The organism is Janthinobacterium sp. GW822-FHT07A03 (assembly GCF_058798815.1).
The window spans coordinates 458,850-476,476 of the sequence record NZ_JBXAKW010000002.1 but is presented as its reverse complement, the minus strand read 5'-3'; the positions used below and the strand labels follow the sequence as shown (position 1 = coordinate 476,476).

Here is a 17,627-nt window from a genome sequence, read left to right as displayed (position 1 = left end):
TCACCAACCGATCCAATCACGCATGGAGCATATGATGATGAAGCGAGTATCCCTGGCCGCGGCCCTGACGGTCATGCTGGCCTGTGGCGGCAGCGGCGCGGCACTGGCCGCCGATGCGGGCGACGCGGCCCTGAAGGCGGCCATCGCCGGCAGTGCGCGCACGCCAGCCAACGCGCTGCGCGACAGCGCCCGCCACCCGTATGAAACGCTGACGTTCTTCGGCATCAAGCCGACCATGACGGTGGTGGAACTGGCGCCCGGCGGCGGCTGGTACACAGAGATCCTGGCGCCCTACCTGCGCGACAATGGCAAGCTGATCGCCGCCGGCAACGACCCGCAATCGGCCAGCGAAGGCGCCCGCCGCGGCGCGGCACGCTTCCAGCAAAAACTCGACGCCAATCCGGCCGCCTTCGGCAAGGTGGAAATCGGCGCCTTCGCACCGCCCACCACCTACCGCATCGCGCCCAAGGGCACGGCCGACATGGTGCTCACCTTCCGCAATATCCACAACTGGATACCGATCGGCGAAGCGGGCATGCAGACCCTGTTCAAGGAAGTGTATGACAGCCTGAAACCGGGCGGCGTCTTCGGCGTCGTCGAGCATCGCCTGCCCGCGAACAAGGCGCAGGACGCCACGGCCAGCAGCGGCTACATGCACGAAGCGTATGTGATCAAGCTGGCCGAGAACGCAGGCTTCAAGCTGGCGGCCAAGTCGGACATCAACGCCAATCCGAAAGACACGGCGGACCACCAGGGCGGCGTCTGGGCGCTGCCGCCCACCTACGCCAACAAGGATGTGGACCGGGCCAGGTACACGGCCATCGGCGAGAGCGACCGCATGACCTTGAAGTTCGTCAAACCATAATCAATCCATGGGCGGCGTGCCAATCCGGCGCGCCGCCCGAGCTCGGATTTACATGCCGCCTACAGGTGGATGCCGTACACGCCGCACAGGCGCTTGACGAGGGTGCAGGAGCTGGCATCGCCGTCCACCACGCACGCGGTATAGGCTTCCTCGCAGGTTTCGCGCGATGGCAAGGCATATGCTGAAGAACTGACGGCGCCGGCAAAACCGACGGCGGCGCAGAAGACAAATACGGCTTTTTTCACATTGATCATTTTTATCCCATTCCCAAGAGTTGAGTCGTTATAAAAAACATGGCACAAGCGCCAGCCGCCCGCATGCATCGGTCTCCAGGCAGATGGCGCATGGAAATAGTAGCACCTTGAAAAGTTAGTAAATACGCAAGCAAGAAATCAAGATAACGTTTCTTTTTCATCCCTTTTCATGAAATAAAAACCGGTCCGCCGCCCTCCTGCCGCACATTTGCATGGCGACAGGCGAAAAAAAACCGCAGCCCAGGCTGCGGTTCTGGTAGCGAGCCATTATTTCTTCGCTTCCTTCGGCTTCACCGGCACCAGGCTCAGATCCTGGAAGTCGTAGCTGAAATCCGTCTCGGCCGAGACGGGTGCCATCTTCACCCGGTCGATGCTGCCATCGGGATTGAGCGAGAACGTCACGTAGGCGTCGGCGTTGAAATTGCGCTCTTTCCAGCGCACGATGAAGGTATCGTGCTGCCAGTGTTCCAGCTCGCCCGTCAGGTCCGGCGTGCGCGTAAAACTGAGGATATGTTTTTTTCCTTCCGGCTTGATCACGACCTTGCCGTACCAGGCGTCTTCATACTCGCCGTCGTACGCCGCCAGCGGCAGCGACGGTTGCGATTTCGCCGCGCGCGCGCTCGACGCCTTGCCCTGCTTTTTCACTTCTTCCGCATGCTGGTCCTGCTCCACCTTGGCCACCAGCGCCAGCCAGTCCGACGGCGCCGCCTGCAGGTAATGGTCGAGGATGCGCCATTGCAGCGCCGTCATCGAACCGCCATTTTCCGCATTGGTGAGGATGGCCACGCCCAGTTTCGCTTCCGGCACCATCACCACGCGCGAATAAAACCCCTGCAGCGCGCCGCCGTGCATGGCGACCTTCATGCCCTTGTAGTCGCGCAGCTGGAAGCCCAGGCCATACGCGCTGAAGTTCGGTTTCGTCGCGGCCAGCGTCGGCTTCGGCTCGGGAATCTTGATCGGCGTTTGCGCCGTCCACATTTCGCGGCCCTGCTTTTCGCTGAACAGGCGCGCCTCCTTGCCGTCCTTGTCCTGCACGCCGGCGATCTTGCCGCCGTCGAGCAGCACCATCATCCACTTGGCGATATCTTCCGCATTCGTGTTGATGCCGACGGCGCCCACCGCGTTCGGCACGGGCATCGACTTGACTGCGGCGATCTTGCCGTCGATCTTGCTGTGCGCACTAGCGACGTCGGGATTGCCCGCATTCTCGGCCAGGCTGGTGGTGGTGCCTGTCATGCCCAGCGGCGCCAGGATGCGCTCATGCATGGCCTCGCCCCAGCTTTTTCCCGCCTTGTCGGCGATGATCTTGCCCGCCACGATGTACAGCAGGTTATCGTAGGCATAGCTGTTGCGAAAACTCGTGGCGGGACGGATGTAGCGCAGCTTCTCGATGATCTCGTCGGTGCTGAACGTGGTGGTGGGCCACCACAGCAAGTCGCCGGCGCCCAGCCCCAGGCCGCTGCGGTGCGTCAGCAGATCGCGGATGGTCATGGCGCCCGTCACGTAGGAATCGTGCATCTGGAAGCCGGGCAGATGCTTGGTGACGGGATCGTCCCAGGCCAGCTTGCCCTCGTCGACCAGCATGGCCAGCGCGGCGGCCGTAAAACCCTTCGAGTTCGATGCCACCTCGAACACGGTCTGCGCATCGACGGCGGCCGGTTCCCCCAGCTTGCGCACGCCAAAACCCCTGGCGGTGACGACCTTGCCATCCTTGACGATGGCGATCGCCATGCCGGGCACGTCGAACACTTTCAGGGCGGTGGCGACGTCGCGCTCAAGATCGAAGGCAGGCGCAGGCACCGGCGCTGCGGCAACGACGGGGGCGGCGTCAAATGCCAGCACCGGCACGGCGATGCTGGAAAACGCCAGCACGATGGCGGCGGCAAGACGGTTCATGGTATACATGGTCAGGCTTTCCAAATAAGGTTCAATGCGCTTGCGCGGCCATCAATTTATCGACGCTTTCCTGCGTCACCGGGTGGTAGCGCTCACGCGCCTGCGCATACACGTCCCTGGCCCAGGCATGGCCTTGCGGCGTCTTCATCAAAGCGCTGTACAGGGGCACGACGAACTTCTGGCGGCCCACGCTCATCAGGAATGCCTGCAAGGGCTGGCGCACGTCGTAGCCGGCGTTCACGGAGGCCAGATAGAAGCGGTAGGCCACTTCATTGTTGCCGCTCTTGCCCACGCCGTAGATCTGGTCCAGCTCACGCAATTGCGCCGCGCTGGCCTTGTTGTTGATGTCGTTCAGGAAGTGCATCGATTCAATGGCGATCCACTTGTCCATGCCCAGGTCCCTGGTGGCCAGTTCGCCTTTCAGCCAGGCGTCGCGGTGCTGGTCAAGCAGCGCCAGGCGCGGCGAGACGACGCGCTGCGCGCTGGCCGGCACGCCCGTGCCATACAGCCATTCCTCGAGTTCCGCTTCCGGCATCACGTCCGGATGCTGCGCCAGCAGGTTCTTGCGCAGGTAGGCGATGAACTGCTCCGTCGTCACGCTCTGGAACGCATGCTGGTCGAACCAGCCGCGCAGGAAGGGATCGAACACGGCGCGCCCGGCGCGGCCCTCCATGGTAGCCAGGAACCAGGCGCCCTTCGGGTAGATGATGCCGTCGTCCGTGTACGTTTCCGCCGGGTTGGCGTCCGCGTCGCGCGTGATCAGCGCCGTTTTCGCGGCCGGCAACTCCTTGATCGACGCGGCCAGTTCTTCCTGGTCGACCTGCACGCCCATCTGCGCCACGTCGCTGCCATACAGCTGCTCGACGATGCGCGTCGTGACGTAGGTGGTGAAGCCTTCGTTGAGCCACATGTGCTTCCACGAGGCGTTGGTGACCAGGTTGCCCGACCACGAGTGGGCCAGTTCATGCGCGATCAGGTCGACCAAGCTGCGGTCGCCCGCGATCATGGTCGGCGTGAGGAAGGTCAGGCGCGGGTTTTCCATGCCGCCGTAGGGGAACGAAGGCGGCAGCACGATCATGTCGTAGCGCCCCCAGCCATAAGGGCCGTACAGCGCCTCGGCCGCCTGGATCATCTTTTCCGTGTCGGCCAGCTCGTATTCGGCCGCCTTGATGCGCGGCGGTTCCGCATACACGGCGGAGCGTGGGCCGAGCTTGCGCACTTCCAGTTCGCCGATGGCGATGGCCAGCAGGTACGAGGGAATCGGCTGCGGCATCCTGAATTTCCAGCCGCCCTTGCCCGTCGCCTTTTCGTCGTTCTCGGCGCTCATCACGACGCGCATGCCGCTTGGTGCCTCGATGCGCGCGCTATACGTAAAGCGCACGGCCGGCGTATCCTGCGACGGCACCCACGAGCGGGCGTTGATGCTTTGCGACTGGCTGAACATGAACGGCAGCTTGCCCGACATCGTCTGCTGCGGCGTGAGCCACTGCAACGCGATGGCGTTCGGCGCCGTGTGATAGTAGACGCGCACCTTGCCCGGCTGGCCCGTGGTGGTGATGCGCAGCGCCTGGCCCTTTTCCGGGTCGGCCTTGTCCAGCTGGTACGGCGCCATCTGCCAGGCGCCGCGCTTGTCCTGTACCTGCACTTTCGCGATCGACAGGTCGCGCGTATCGAGCACCAGGGTGCGCGCCGCCGGGTCGATCCAGTTCAAGGACAGCTCGGCATAGCCGGAGAGCGTCTTTTGCTTGAAATCGGCTTTCAGGTCCAGCTGCAGGTCGCGCGTGCGCACCTGGTCGTAACGCGCGTAGCTGAGGGGGTCGGCGTGCGCAGCCAGGGTCACCTGGCAAAATAGCGCACAGCCCAGCGCGCGCAGGAAGGTCAAAGTTTGCATGGTCGTCTTTTGAATGATTTGCGAAAGCCCCGGTCCGTGTGCGCCGGGGCGTCGCGCAGAATAGCACTTCCGGCGCGGGCCGGCAGAAAAAAGCACCGGACTGGCCGGCGCCGTTTCCCTATTTTGCTTCTGCACTGGCTTGCGGCTTGGCCTCGGGCGCCTTCAGCGGCGTATTCAAATCCTTCATCAGGTTATGCTTGTCGCGGTCCTGCTTGAACAGCTCCAGGCGCGACGGCGTGATTTTTCGCGGCCAGCTATTGTTGCTCGTGTCGATGTCGGCCGTCTCCCAGTACGGGTCCTGCACCAGGCCCACCATCGGCTCGTCCGTGATGATCACCTTGCTGATCTTGTGCGGTGCGTAGCGCCACACTTCGGCCGGCACGCGCTCGATGACTTTCTTGCCGCTTTGCAGTTCGATTTCCAAAATCAGCGGCATCACCAGGCCGCCGAGATTCGAAAAATCGACCAGGTACAGATGCTTGCCCATGTTGCGCTGTTCCAGCAGCTTTTTCTCCCACGGCTCCAGCGTTTCCTGCTCTTCCGCATAGCTGTTGCGGTCCTTGTTGGTGACCGTGAATTCATCGTGCCGGTTATAGAAATCCTTCAGCGCGGGATCGGTATCCACCTTCTTCGGCAGCGCCTTGTTGCGCTGGTCCGAGATCGAGATGGGCTGCGCGTCCTTCTGCGCTTTCTTCCACGCTTTCTCGACTTCCGGATTCTTTGTGCTCACGCCATATTCGCTGATGCCGTCGATGCTGATGTCGACCGCGTCGGTGGTATAGAACCAGCCGCGCCAGAACCAGTCCAGGTCGGTGCCGGACGCATCTTCCATGGTGCGGAAAAAGTCGGCCGGCGTCGGGCGCTTGAACTTCCAGCGCAAAGCGTACTGCTTGAAGGCGAAGTCGAACAGCTCGCGCCCTAAAATGGTTTCGCGCAGGATGTTGAGGGCGGTGGCCGGCTTGTCGTAGGCGTTCGCCGTGAACTGCAGCAGGGACTCGGAATTGGTCATGATGGGCACCTGGTTCTGGCTGCGCATGTAGTCGACGATCTTGCGCGGCTCGCCATTCCAGGACGGGAAATGCTCTTCCCACGCCTGCTCGGCCAGGTACTGCAGGAAGGAATTGAGGCCCTCGTCCATCCACGTCCACTGGCGCTCGTCCGAATTGACGATCATGGGAAAATAATTGTGCCCCACTTCATGGATGATCACGCCGATCAGGTCATATTTGGTCGTCTTCGAATATGTGAGTTCCCCCGTCTTCTTGTCCTTCACGGGGCGCCCGCCATTGAACGCAATCATCGGATACTCCATGCCGCCCACGGCGCCATTGACGGAGATCGCATTCGGATACGGATAGTCGAAACTGTACTTGTTGTACTGCTCGATCGCATGCACGACGGCGCGCGTGCTGTACTGCTGCCACAGCGGATTGCCCTCGTTCGGATAGTAGGACATGGCCATCACGCGCTTGCCGCCGCTGTCGAGCCCCTGCGCATCCCAAATGAACTTGCGGCTCGAGGCCCACGCCACGTCGCGCACGTTGGCCGCCTTGAAGTGCCAAGTTTTCATCCCCGCCGGCTTGCCCTTTTCCGCCGCCAACGCCTCGGCGGGCGTGATCACCAGCAGCGGCGTAGCGCTGTTTTTCGCCCGCGCTAGGCGCTCGCGCTGCGCCGCGCTCAGGACGGCGGCAGGGTTTTCCAGCTCGCCCGTGGCGGCCACCACGTGGTCGGCCGGCACCGTCAGGTACAGCTCGTAGTCGCCAAACTCCAGCGTGAATTCGCCGGAGCCGAGGAACTGCTTGTGCTGCCAGCCGACGGCGTCGTAATACGCGGCCATGCGGGGAAACCACTGCGCGATCTGGAAAATCGTGTTCTTGTCGTCTTCAAAATACTCGTAGCCGGAGCGCTCGACCAGCACCTTCTGGTCATTGATCTGATACGACCAGTCGATATTGAACGTGATGCTCTGGCCGGGCGCCAGTGCCACCGGCAAATCGATGCGCAGCATGGTCTGGTTGACAACATACGGCAGCGGCTTGCCGCTGGCCGCTTTCACGGCGGTGAGCTTGAAGCCGCCGTCAAATTCGCGCCCCGCATGAATGGCGCGCAAGTCCTCGAATTTCAGCGCTTCGTCTTCGTTGCCGCTCAACCAGGCCTGGCGCGACGGAGCGCTCAGGACGCGGCGCTGGTCGGCATCCTGGCGCAAGCCATTCTGGTCCAACTGCAGCCACAGATACGCGAGGCTGTCGGGCGAGCGGTTGTGGTAGGTGATCTGTTCGCTGGCCGTGATGGCGCGCCGCGCTTCATCAAGCGTGGCGCGGATCACGTAATCGGCACGCTGCTGCCAGTAGGCGTGGCCCGGCGCGCCGGACGCCGTGCGGTAGCTGTTCGGCGTAGGCAGAAGTTCTTCCAGCTGGCGGAACTTGTCGTCGAAGGGCGCAGCGGCGCACAGGCCGGACAAGGGAGCAAACAAGGTCAGGCACAGGGCAAGCAAGCGGACAAGGACCGGCATGGCGCATTCCATCTGGGAGTCGTGGACAGAACTGCATTCTAAGTCGAGTCTGTTTGCAATCGATCATTGTTGTGGAAGTCCCACACGCAGCACAGCGCCGGCGGCCGGCGGCACTGGCGCAGACACAGGCATAGGCGTATGATGCGCCTCGAACATTGGGGAGTAGTCGTCCCGCGGTCCTGCCGCGGGAACCTGTATCAACATGATTGGCCCGCAGGCCATGGTGCAGGTGGTTGCAGAACTTGACGAGACCATTGATCCAGGGCGGCCGCATGGGCCGGAGTCGCCCGTGGATCATTGGTTAATTCGTCCGGCCCGCGTACCTCTTGCACTCTCATGGAAGCATTCCTCATCTCCACCGGCATCGTCGGTCTCGCTGAAATCGGCGACAAAACCCAACTCCTGGCCTTTCTGCTGGCCGCCAAATTCCGCAAGCCTTTGCCCATCGTGCTGGCCATTTTCGTCGCCACTGTCGCCAACCACGCGTTCGCCGCCGCCGTCGGCGCCTGGATCACCAGCATGCTGGGGCCCGACGTACTGCGCTGGGTGCTGGGCGTGTCGTTCCTGGCCATGGCCGCCTGGACCCTGATCCCCGACAAGCTCGATGAAGACGAGACGAAACTGGTCAGGTACGGCGTCTTCCTGACCACCCTGATCGCCTTCTTCATGGCGGAAATGGGAGACAAGACGCAGGTGGCCACGGTGGCGCTGGCGGCGCGGTACCACGATATCGTTTCCGTCGTGCTGGGCACCACCTTCGGCATGATGCTGGCCAACGTGCCGGCCGTCTACCTGGGCGACAGGATCGCCAACCGCGTCCCGCTGCGCCTCGTGCATGGCATTGCGGCGCTGATCTTTGCCGTACTGGGCGTGGCCACCCTGCTGGGTGCGGGCGCGGCGCTGGGATTTTGAGACAGCCCTATACAATTTCTCATTTACAATATTCATGCTCATAATTACAATGTCGACGACATGAATACCGGCGCGCCGATCCCGAACGGTCAGCGCGCTTTCTTGAGGAATGTATGCAGTTGAACAGAAAAGCGGCGGCGCTGTGCCTGGCCGCTTGCACCAGTCACCTCCCCGCCGCCATGGCGGCACCCTTGCACCGCCACCAGACGGCAATGCCATCCGCGCCAGAAGTGCGCACGCGCGACCTGCTGCTGTTCGGCGCCGGCCTGGTCCTGCTGGCAGGCCGGCGCCGCCCCGAGCAGGAGAAGTGGCAAGACACAACGACGAGACTACAGCAGCAGTAGCACCGCATACTCGCGGCCCTCGTCGCGCAGGGCGATGCTGTTGCCGCCCTGTGCCACGCCATCGAGCGACAGCCCCGCGGGCCGCCCCTGCGCCTGCTCCACCGTGATGGCATAGCTGCTGGCGCCGAAGCGGTAATGCAGCTTGAAGCTGTCCCATTCGGCCGGCATGGACGGCGCCAGGCGCAGCACGTTCGCTTCGCGCGTCAAGCCGAGCAGCGATTCGACGATCAGGCGGTACAGCCAGCCCGACGATCCCGTGTACCAGCTCCAGCCGCCGCGTCCCACGTGCGGCGCCACGGCATACACGTCGGCCGTCACCACGTACGGCTCCACCTTGTAGCGCGCCACCGCCTGCGCGTCGGCGCCATGGCGCACGGGATTGATCATGCGCAGCAGCTCCCACGCCTTTTCGCCATCGCCCATGCGGGCAAACGCCATCGCCGTCCAGATGGCCGCATGCGTGTATTGGCCGCCGTTCTCGCGCACGCCCGGTACATAGCCGCGGATGTAGCCGGGATTGAGATCGGCTTTGTCGAACGGCGGGTCGAGCAGCTGGATCACGCCGGAGTCGCGGCGCACGAGGCGCGCATCGACCTGGCGCATGGCGCCGGCGACCCGCTCCTTGTTGGCCGCGCCCGACAGCACGCCCCAGCTTTGCGAAATCGAATCGATCTGGCATTCCTCATTGGTGTGCGAACCGAGCGGCGTGCCGTCGTCGAAATAGGCGCGCCGGTACCACTCGCCATCCCACGCATGTTCCTCAACGTTGGCCGCCAGTTTCACGGCTTCGTCGCGGCAGAACTGGGCGAACGCAGCGTCGCCGCGCAGCATGGCAACTTCGGCGAAACGCTGCAGCACTTCGTACAGGAAGAAGGCCAGCCACACGCTCTCGCCCTTGCCGTGTTCGCCCACCTTGTCCATGCCGTCGTTCCAGTCGCAGGAACCGATCAGCGGCAAGCCGTGCACGCCCATGCGCAAGCCATGGCGGATGGCGCGCACGCAATGCTCGTACAGGTCGGCCGACTCGCCCGAACGCACGGGCAAGTCATAGTAGGAATCCTCTTCCGGCTTGACGGCCCGCCCCTCGATGAAGGGCGCTACCTCCGACAGCACGTTGACGTCGCCTGTGGCGATCACATAGCGGCAGGCGGCCAGCGGCAGCCACAGGTAGTCGTCGGAGCAGTGCGTGCGCACGCCCCGGTCCGACGGCGGATGCCACCAGTGCTGCACGTCGCCTTCGACAAACTGGTGCGCCGCGCACAGCAACAGGTGCTTGCGCAGCAACTGCGGCGCCGTGTGGATCATCGCCATCGCATCTTGCAGCTGGTCGCGAAAACCATAGGCGCCGCCGGACTGGTAATAGCCGCTGCGCGCCCACAAACGGCAGGCGATGGTCTGGTACATCAGCCAGCCATTGGCGATCACGTCGAGCGACGGGTCTGGCGTTTCGATGCGCACGGCGCCCAGGGTGCTTTCCCAGTACGCGCGCACCGCGTCGAGGGCCATGCGGGCCGCTTCCTTGCCCGCATGGCGCTGCACCATGGTGCTGGCGTCGGCGTTGCGGCGCCCGCCCACGCCGAGCAGGAAGACGATTTCGCGCTCCTGTCCCGGCTGCAGCTCGAACGGCACCTGGATGGCGGCACACTGGTCCAGCCCCGTGCCCGCCTTGCCGGACAGGCGCACGCGGCGCAGCGCCGCCGGCTGCGCCAGGCTGCCGTTGCGGCCGATGAATTCATTACGGTCGCAGGTGATGGAGCGGATGCTGGCGTCCGTATTGAAAAAGCCGACGCGGCCGGAAAACTCCGTGTTGTAGTTATTGCGCGCAAACAGCGCGCCGCTGATCGTATCGACTTCGGTGGCCACATGCATGCCGGACTTGGCGCGCAGGTCGGCCATCACCCATTCCACGTAGCCGGTGACGGACAAACGGCGCGGCACGCCGCTGTCGTTGCGCACCTTGATCACCGAGTATTTGACGGCCGCATCGAGCGCCACATAGGTGCACAACTCGGTGGCGATACCGCCCTCGCTGTGCTCAAAAATGCTGTAGCCGAAACCGTGACGCGTCACGTAGTCGCCGCTGCCGCGCGCGGGCAGGGACGAAGGCGACCAGAACTGGCCGGTCTGCTCGTCGCGCACATAAAACGCTTCGCCCGACAGGTCCGACACGGGGTCGTTCTGCCATGGCGTGAGGCGGAATTCATGCGCGTTCTCGCTCCACGTGTACGCCTGGCCGGCTTCGGACACCACCGTGCCGAACTGCGCATTGGCCAGCACGTTCGACCACGGCGCCGGCGTCTGCTTGCCTTCTGCCGTGGTGATCACGTATTCGCGCCCATCGGGCGTGAAACCGCCGAGGCCATTTTCCAGGATCAGCTCGCGCTGCGGCGCCCGGTGCGGCACGCCGCCATGCTCGCGTGCCGGGTCCTGCAGCAGCGGCGGCATGCGCAGCACGGGGCTCGGCGGACGCTTGACCTGCTCGGCCAGGGTGCCGCGCAAATCGCTGATGATGGCGCGCGCCACCGATTGCAGCAAAATGCGGTCTTCATTGGCGATCTGCTCGGCCAGGCGCACGAAGATGCCGCCTGGGCGGTCGATCGCCTGCGCGTCGATGCCAGAAGCGATCAAGCCCATGATCTGGTCGTGCAGCAGCTGGCGGTAGCCCGACTGCTCTTCGTACCAGATCACCAGGTCGACGATCAATCCTTTCAGGCGCCAGTAGGCATGCGCCTGCACCATCTGGCGCGCCAGTTCGATATTGGCCGCGTCGCGTATCTGCAGCAGCACGATGGGCAGGTCGCCGGAAATGGCATACGCCCACAGGCCGGACTGGCCGCGCTGGTTCTTGATCAGGATGCTCGCTTCGGCGCGCAAGGCCGCATTCGGGTAGATCACGGCGTTGGCCAGGCGCGCATACAGCTGCGCGTCCGCTTCGCTGGCGTTCAACTGGCGCAGCACCACCTGGCTGTGCGTCCAGGCCAGTTCGAAGACGCGGTCGGCCAGATGGCGGTCCTGGTATTTGTCGATCAGGTGCAGCGCCGCCTCGCGCTGCTCCACCATGCCGGTGACGCTGTCGACGGTGACGGCCTGGTCGGGTTCGAGCGTGATGACGTAGCGGATGGCCACGATGGGGTCGAGCACGGAGCCGTGTCCGCCGCTGAGCGGCCCGCTCTCCTGCAGCGCCTGCGGCAGCTGCACCGTGTTGCCGCGGCCGATGAAACGCGCGCGGTCCGTCTCGAACGACACTTCGTAGCGCTCGATATCGTGCACGGTCATCACGTGCAGCAGCCACGGCATCTGCTCGTCCTTCGAGCGGGGCCGGCGCGTGCACAGGATCGCCTTTTCATGCGCGAGGATTTCCGTCTGCACGAACAGCTTGCTGAACGCGGGATGGGCCGCGTCGGCCGCCGCCGGCGCCATCACCACTTCGGCAAAACTGGTGATCTCGATGCGCCGCTGGCGGTTCGAATTATTGCTGATGCGCGTGCGGCGGATTTCGATGTCGTCCTCGGGCGAGACGACGATTTCCGTGTACAGGTCGAGGCCATGGTCCGCCCGGCGAAACTCGGCCCGGCCTTCCGAAAAAATCACTTCGTATTTCTTCGGTTCGGCCAAGGTCGGCTGGTACATGGTGGACCAGACTTCACCGTCGTCGAGGTCGCGCAGGTAGCAGAAATTGCCCCAGTTATCGCGCGTGCTGTCTTCGCGCCAGCGCGTCACGGACAGGTCTTTCCAGCGGCTGTAGCTGCCGCCCGCATTGCTCACCATGACGTGGTAGCGGCCATTCGACAGCAGCTGCGTTTCCGGCACGGCGCTGTTGGCCTGCGTGAGGATGCGCATCGGCATGGCCTGCTCGGGCGCGCCGCTGCGCAGCACCGCCAGTTCGGCCGTGTTCGAGTAAAACGCGCCGGCCTGCGGCGTGCGCTCCTGCAGCACCAGCAAGGCCGATTGCAGCAGCGGATCGGACTCGAAACGGCGCTGCATCGGGCGGTCGTGCAGCAGGTAGCTGAGGGCCAGAAAACCCATGCCTTGGTGGTGTACCATGAAGGAGCGGATGACGGCACTGCCCTGCCCGCGCGGCAGGCGCGCGGTGGTGAAATCGATGGCTTCAAAAAAGCCGTAGCGGCCCATGTAGCCGGCCGCCTGCATGCGCTGCAGGTTCTGGCACGACGCTTCCGGCTGCACCATCAAGCCCATCATGCTGGCGTACGGCGCCACCACCAGGTCATCGGCCAGGCCCCGCTTCAGGCCCAGGCCCGGCACTCCGAAGGCGCGGTACTGGTAATTCAGGCTGGCGTCGACCGTGTTGTAGCCGGACTCGGAAATCCCCCACGGCACGTCGCGCTGGCGGCCATAGTCGATCTGCGCTTCGATGACGGAGTGGTAGGTCTGGTCGAGCAGGGTGTTCGGGTAGTTCGGCATCACCAGGAGCGGCATCAGGTACTCGAACATCGAACCGCTCCACGACAGCAGCACGGGCTGGCCGGCCACCATGCACAGCTGGCGGCCCAGGGCGAACCAGTGCTCCTGCGGCAGCTGCCCCTGGGCGATTGCGATGAAGCTGGCTAGACGCACTTCGGAGGCGAGCAAATCGTAGTAGCTGGGGTCCAGGCGCCGTTCGCTGACGTTGTAGCCGATGGCCAGCAATTTGGTCGACGGGTTGTACAGGAAGCCGTATTCGATCTGCGCAAAGTCGCGCGCCTGGCCCGCCGCGTGGGCGATGTCGCGCATGTGGCGGCCCGCCTGTTCGCGGCCCTGCGCCAGCAAGACGGCCAGCTCCGATGGCGTGCCTTCGGGCACCTCCAGGTTGGCCAGTTCGCGCAGGGTCGGCACGCGCAGCCACGCAGGATCGACGCCCGCCTGCGCCGCCCACGGCGCCAGTTGCAACAATTCGGCCAGCGCCGCGCGACACTGGCGCGCCAGCGCGCCCGTCCACATGGACAGTTCGCCATCCTCGCTTTGCAGGGTCAGCGACAGCAGCGCATCGGCCGCGCCATTCGCGGCATTCAGATAGGCATGCCATTCGGCCAGGGTAGCGGGCGCGGCGGGCGCCTGCAGCAGGCTCATGCTCTCACGCATGGCCTTGCCCTCGCCTTCGGCGGCGATGAATTCCTGCAGCACCTGCGCCGTCGTGCGGATACCCTGCACCACCTGCGCGCCGATGATGGGAGCGTCATATAGTTCCACCAGACCCGGCTGCAAGGTCAGCAGATGGCCGGCCAGGTTGCCGCTGTCGACCGTCGAGATATACATCGGCTGCAGCGCCTTGAGCGTTTGCGTGTCGTACCAGTTATAGAAATGGCCCTGGAAGCGCTCCAGCTCACCCATGCTGTGCAAGGTGGCGCGGCTGCGCTCGACCAGCTGGCCCAGGGTGAGATAGCCGAAATCGTAGGCCGTCAGGTTGGCCAGCAGCGCCAGGCCGATATTTGTCGGCGAGGTGCGATGCGCCACCACGAGGTTCGGATGCTCCTGCATGTTATCGGGCGGCAGCCAGTGGTCGTCCGGCCCGACGAAGGTATCGAAATACGCCCAGGTCTTGCGCGCCACGCCATGCAGGAAACGTCCCTGCTCGGCCGACAGGCGCGCCACGGCCCGCTCGATGGGGCGGCTAATCCACCAGGCGATGGCGGGCGCGGCCAGCCAGAGCAGCAGCACCACGGCGGCAGCGGGCAAGGCTGCAGGACGCCAGGCCAGCAAGGCAGCAAAGGTGGCCAGCGCCAGCGCGGGCGAACACCACATGGCGCGCCAGCTGTCGGACTGCGAGCCGGAAGAGCTGTGCAGGTTCGAGGCGCGCCAGTCGAGCAAATGTTTGTGCGACACGCCCAGGCGCCACAAGGTGCGGGCGATGGCGTCCAGGCTGATCCAGGCTTCATATGGCAGGAAGACGAGGGTCAGCATGGCGTGCGAAAACTGCACGCCGCAGCGCCGCTCGAAGGCGGCCAGATGCTGGCGCCACAGGGTGTCGCGCGGTTTGCGCAACAGATCGTACAGGGCCGAAAACACGGGCGGCAGGAAGATGATGGCCAGCACGGCCGCGCTCCAGAACGCCACGTGCGGCAAGAAACCCCACACCAGCAGCAGCGACACGGTGGTGGCCGGCGCCACGACGCTGCGGCGCAGGTTGTCGAACAGCTTCCAGCGCGACAGCATCGACAAAGGATTGCGTTCGCGCTTGCCGGCGCGGCCCGGCACACGGCCCAGCAGCCAGCCGATCAGCTGCCAGTCGCCGCGGATCCAGCGCTGGCGGCGGCTCACGTCGGCATCGTAGCGGGCCGGGTATTCTTCATACAGCTGCGAGTCGCTGAGCAGGCCGGCGCGCAAATAACAGCCTTCCAGCAAATCGTGGCTGAGGATTTTATTGTCGGGCAGGCGCTGGCCCAGCACGCGCTCGAACATGTCGAGGTCGTAGATGCCCTTGCCGATGAAAGAGCCTTCATAAAACACGTCCTGATACAGGTCCGAGACGGTGCGCGTGTACGGGTCGATGCCCGGTTCGCCGCCGCACAGCAGCTCGTAGCGCGACGCGTTCGCGCTGGGCAGCGCGACAGCCACGCGCGGCTGCAGGATGCCGTAGCCGGCCACCACACGCGTGCCGGCCGCGTCCAGCACGGGACGGTTCAGCGGGTGCATCATGGTGGCGATGAATTCGCGCGCCGCGTCGCGCGGCAGCTGCGTATCGGTGTCGAGCGTGATCACGTATTTGATCGTGCGCAGGCCGCGCAACTCGCCTTCCACCAGCGAGAATTTGTCGCGCGCGCCGCCGCGCAAAAACGCGTGCAGGTCGGACAATTTACCGCGCTTGCGCTCCTGCCCCATCCACGCATTTTGCTGCGAATTCCACAAACGCGGACGATGCAGCAGCAGGAACGGCCCCACATGGCCCAGCTCTTCGCGTTCGGCCGGATCGCCATTGTCCTTGAACTCGGCCCCCTCCACGCGGTATTTCTCGTTCAAGCCACGGATGGTCTCCTGCGCCTGGCGCAGCAGGGCTTCGTCGCCCGGCATCGTTTGCGCCTGCGCGTCGACGAAGTCCGTCAGCAGGCAAAAACGCAGGTTCGGGTCGCGGTTGGCGAGATAACGCACTTCCAGCGCCTCGCACAGGGCCGCCACGTTTTCCTCGCTGTAGATCAGGGTCGGCACCACGACGATGCCGCGCGCATCGGACGGAATGCCGGTCTGGTAATCCATGCGCGGCAGCGGATGCGGCGACGTCATCAGGGTTGCCAGCCAGTTCACCACGGCCACGGCCAACTGGCTGCTGCCCAGCAGCGCCAGCGCACCCAGCGCCGCCAGGGGCCAGCCCTGCACGCCGTGGCGCACGGCGCGCTCGAGCAGCAAGGCGCTCGTCGCCAGGGTCAGGAACGAGATTGCACCGAGGTAGACGGCCAGCGGCGCGGCGCGCGCCGTATGCTGCAGCGCCTCGATGAAGGGCAGCCTGGCGCCGGCCTGCTTTTCCAGCACCAGCGCGCCGCGCCCGACCAGGTAAAAGCCGATATGGCCACGGCGCGCGTCATTGCCGTTGCCGTGCGTGTGCGCCAGTTGCACCACCATCTCGGCCACTTCCACTTCGCTGCGCGCGCTGCGCTTGGCGATGCGTTCGATGGCGTGGCGGTAGCTGTCGCGCGTGGCGAAATCCATCAAGCCATAGGTACCGGCCGGGTCCAGGCGCAAGGTTTGCTCGACCACGCTCATGGTCTCGACGAACTCCTGCCAATCCATGGTGCCGAGAAAACGCAGGCTGCCGATGCTGTTGGCGATCGAGACCTGGTCGGCCGCCTGCTGCCCGATCTCGGACTGGATCTGCTGCTCGATGGTGAGGCCCGACTCGGCCAGCTTGTGTGTCAGCCACGACAGCGCCAGGGTCAGCGAGGAACTCTGTCCCTGCAGGCGGCGCGACAATTCGGCCACGAAGGCGCTGGTCATCGGCGGATTCGAACGGGCCATGTCGGCCACCAGCAGGATCAAGCCGCTGGGATTGCGCTCGGCGATCTCCGTCATCTGGTCGGCCCAGGTATTGGCCAGGTCGCGCTGCATGCGGTCGTCGGCCACGCGCGCGGCGACGCGGCGCAGGTTCTCGATCAGGGCCAGGCGCAGCATGATGGGCACGGCCCACAGTTCACCCAAGGTCAAGGTGGCGACGTCCTGGTAAGCCTCGACGAAGTGGCACAGGTTTTCCAGGTCGACGCGGCCATCGCCGTGCGAGATGATTTCCAGCGCGATTTTATACACGCGCGGGCAGCCCGCATCCACGCCGGAACTCAGCCGTGGCAGCTCCTTGCTGTAGTTCTTCGGCAAGTGGCGCCGCGTGGTGCGGATCTGCTCCTCGATCAGGTAAAAATTATCGAGCAGCCACTCCGAGGCGGGCGTGACCTGGCGTCCGCTTTTCACCGTGGCCGTCAACTCGTTGACGGTAGCCGTGATCAGGGCCGCATTGTCGGCCAGGCGCGCCAAAAGGCGGTCGCGGCCATGGTGCTTGCCCACCGCGTGGCCGGCGGCCACGTTCTTGCCATGGATGGCCATCTGCATGGCACTGAATAATTCCGAACGCAGGGGCAAGGCATCGTCGCGCGCGGCGTCGAAGGTGTCCGTTGCAAGGGGATGGTCGCGGAAGATTTCTTTGACTTTGGAAATCTGTTCCTTGATCTGCTGCGTGACAACTGCTGTGTACTCTTTCAACTTGGGCCTCGCTAGGTGCGCGCAGGCAACCAGCGGCCACCGTCATGCGGGCCCAGTCTGGAAGAACACGATCGGACACTGGCGAAGACGGAAAGCGAAGCGCCGGAGCGTTGCGACGAATCTCAGGGTATAGGGAGATTTTCTGAACTTCATCGTAGGTGCGCCCTGTGTGCAAGACCGTGCGCTAGCGTACATACCCGGTGTTTTAGGGAGGTCCCGGCAAAGAAATCAGCGCGTTGAGTGGCAGAAACATGCCGGGAGGAAATGAATGGGAGAA

8 protein-coding genes and 1 riboswitch are annotated in these 17,627 nt (G+C 64.3%); of the genes, 3 read left to right on the top strand and 5 right to left on the bottom strand.

Translation table 11 applies throughout. The features are described from left to right. Window positions 1–34 precede the first annotated feature (34 nt). Window positions 35–865 carry a class I SAM-dependent methyltransferase gene (locus AC1RJW_RS08165; protein WP_493044720.1) on the top strand — a complete coding sequence of 277 codons (831 nt, stop codon included), beginning with the start codon at window positions 35–37 and terminating at the stop codon, window positions 863–865. A 59-nt stretch (window positions 866–924) separates the two neighbouring features. Here the strand turns inward: AC1RJW_RS08165 and AC1RJW_RS08160 are convergent, their stop codons facing one another. The 4 genes from AC1RJW_RS08160 to AC1RJW_RS08145 all read right to left on the bottom strand — a co-directional run bounded on the left by AC1RJW_RS08160 (window position 925) and on the right by AC1RJW_RS08145 (window position 7,418). Beyond that, complete coding sequence (locus AC1RJW_RS08160; RefSeq protein WP_436543284.1) at window positions 925–1,119, bottom strand: hypothetical protein; 195 nt, start codon at window positions 1,117–1,119, stop codon at window positions 925–927. A 267-nt stretch (window positions 1,120–1,386) separates the two neighbouring features. Then, window positions 1,387–3,024, bottom strand: coding sequence for a serine hydrolase (locus AC1RJW_RS08155; protein WP_493044521.1), 1,638 nt, complete (start codon window positions 3,022–3,024; stop codon window positions 1,387–1,389). Window positions 3,025–3,046: 22 nt separating this feature from the next. After that, window positions 3,047–4,906 carry a M1 family metallopeptidase gene (locus AC1RJW_RS08150; RefSeq protein ID WP_493044520.1) on the bottom strand — a complete coding sequence of 620 codons (1,860 nt, stop codon included), beginning with the start codon at window positions 4,904–4,906 and terminating at the stop codon, window positions 3,047–3,049. A 118-nt stretch (window positions 4,907–5,024) separates the two neighbouring features. Continuing rightward, window positions 5,025–7,418: a M1 family aminopeptidase gene (locus AC1RJW_RS08145; protein ID WP_493044519.1), complete on the bottom strand. Its 2,394-nt coding sequence runs from the start codon at window positions 7,416–7,418 to the stop codon at window positions 5,025–5,027. Window positions 7,419–7,563: 145 nt separating this feature from the next. Further along, a riboswitch (yybP-ykoY riboswitch) is annotated at window positions 7,564–7,733 on the top strand. 21 nt (window positions 7,734–7,754) lie between these two features. On the opposite strand from AC1RJW_RS08145, the gene AC1RJW_RS08140 reads away from it, so the two are divergent. Together AC1RJW_RS08140 and AC1RJW_RS08135 are read left to right on the top strand one after the other, a co-directional pair. Continuing rightward, window positions 7,755–8,330 carry a TMEM165/GDT1 family protein gene (locus tag AC1RJW_RS08140; RefSeq protein WP_493044518.1) on the top strand — a complete coding sequence of 192 codons (576 nt, stop codon included), beginning with the start codon at window positions 7,755–7,757 and terminating at the stop codon, window positions 8,328–8,330. Window positions 8,331–8,443: 113 nt separating this feature from the next. Continuing rightward, complete coding sequence (locus tag AC1RJW_RS08135; RefSeq protein WP_493044517.1) at window positions 8,444–8,674, top strand: hypothetical protein; 231 nt, start codon at window positions 8,444–8,446, stop codon at window positions 8,672–8,674. Here AC1RJW_RS08135 and AC1RJW_RS08130 read toward each other — a convergent pair. Continuing rightward, window positions 8,660–17,287: a glycoside hydrolase family 94 protein gene (locus AC1RJW_RS08130; RefSeq protein ID WP_493044718.1), complete on the bottom strand. Its 8,628-nt coding sequence runs from the start codon at window positions 17,285–17,287 to the stop codon at window positions 8,660–8,662. The genes AC1RJW_RS08135 and AC1RJW_RS08130 overlap by 15 nt on opposite strands. Between the last annotated feature and the right edge of the window lie 340 nt (window positions 17,288–17,627).

What these genes read in the sequence shown, in the direction of transcription:
- AC1RJW_RS08165 (WP_493044720.1), top strand. Translation starts at nt 35, where the DNA reads ATGATGAAGCGAGTATCCCTGGCCGCGGCCCTGACGGTCATGCTGGCC.
- AC1RJW_RS08160 (WP_436543284.1), bottom strand. Translation starts at nt 1,119, where the DNA reads ATGATCAATGTGAAAAAAGCCGTATTTGTCTTCTGCGCCGCCGTCGGT.
- AC1RJW_RS08155 (WP_493044521.1), bottom strand. Translation starts at nt 3,024, where the DNA reads ATGTATACCATGAACCGTCTTGCCGCCGCCATCGTGCTGGCGTTTTCC.
- AC1RJW_RS08150 (WP_493044520.1), bottom strand. Translation starts at nt 4,906, where the DNA reads ATGCAAACTTTGACCTTCCTGCGCGCGCTGGGCTGTGCGCTATTTTGC.
- AC1RJW_RS08145 (WP_493044519.1), bottom strand. Translation starts at nt 7,418, where the DNA reads ATGCCGGTCCTTGTCCGCTTGCTTGCCCTGTGCCTGACCTTGTTTGCT.
- AC1RJW_RS08140 (WP_493044518.1), top strand. Translation starts at nt 7,755, where the DNA reads ATGGAAGCATTCCTCATCTCCACCGGCATCGTCGGTCTCGCTGAAATC.
- AC1RJW_RS08135 (WP_493044517.1), top strand. Translation starts at nt 8,444, where the DNA reads ATGCAGTTGAACAGAAAAGCGGCGGCGCTGTGCCTGGCCGCTTGCACC.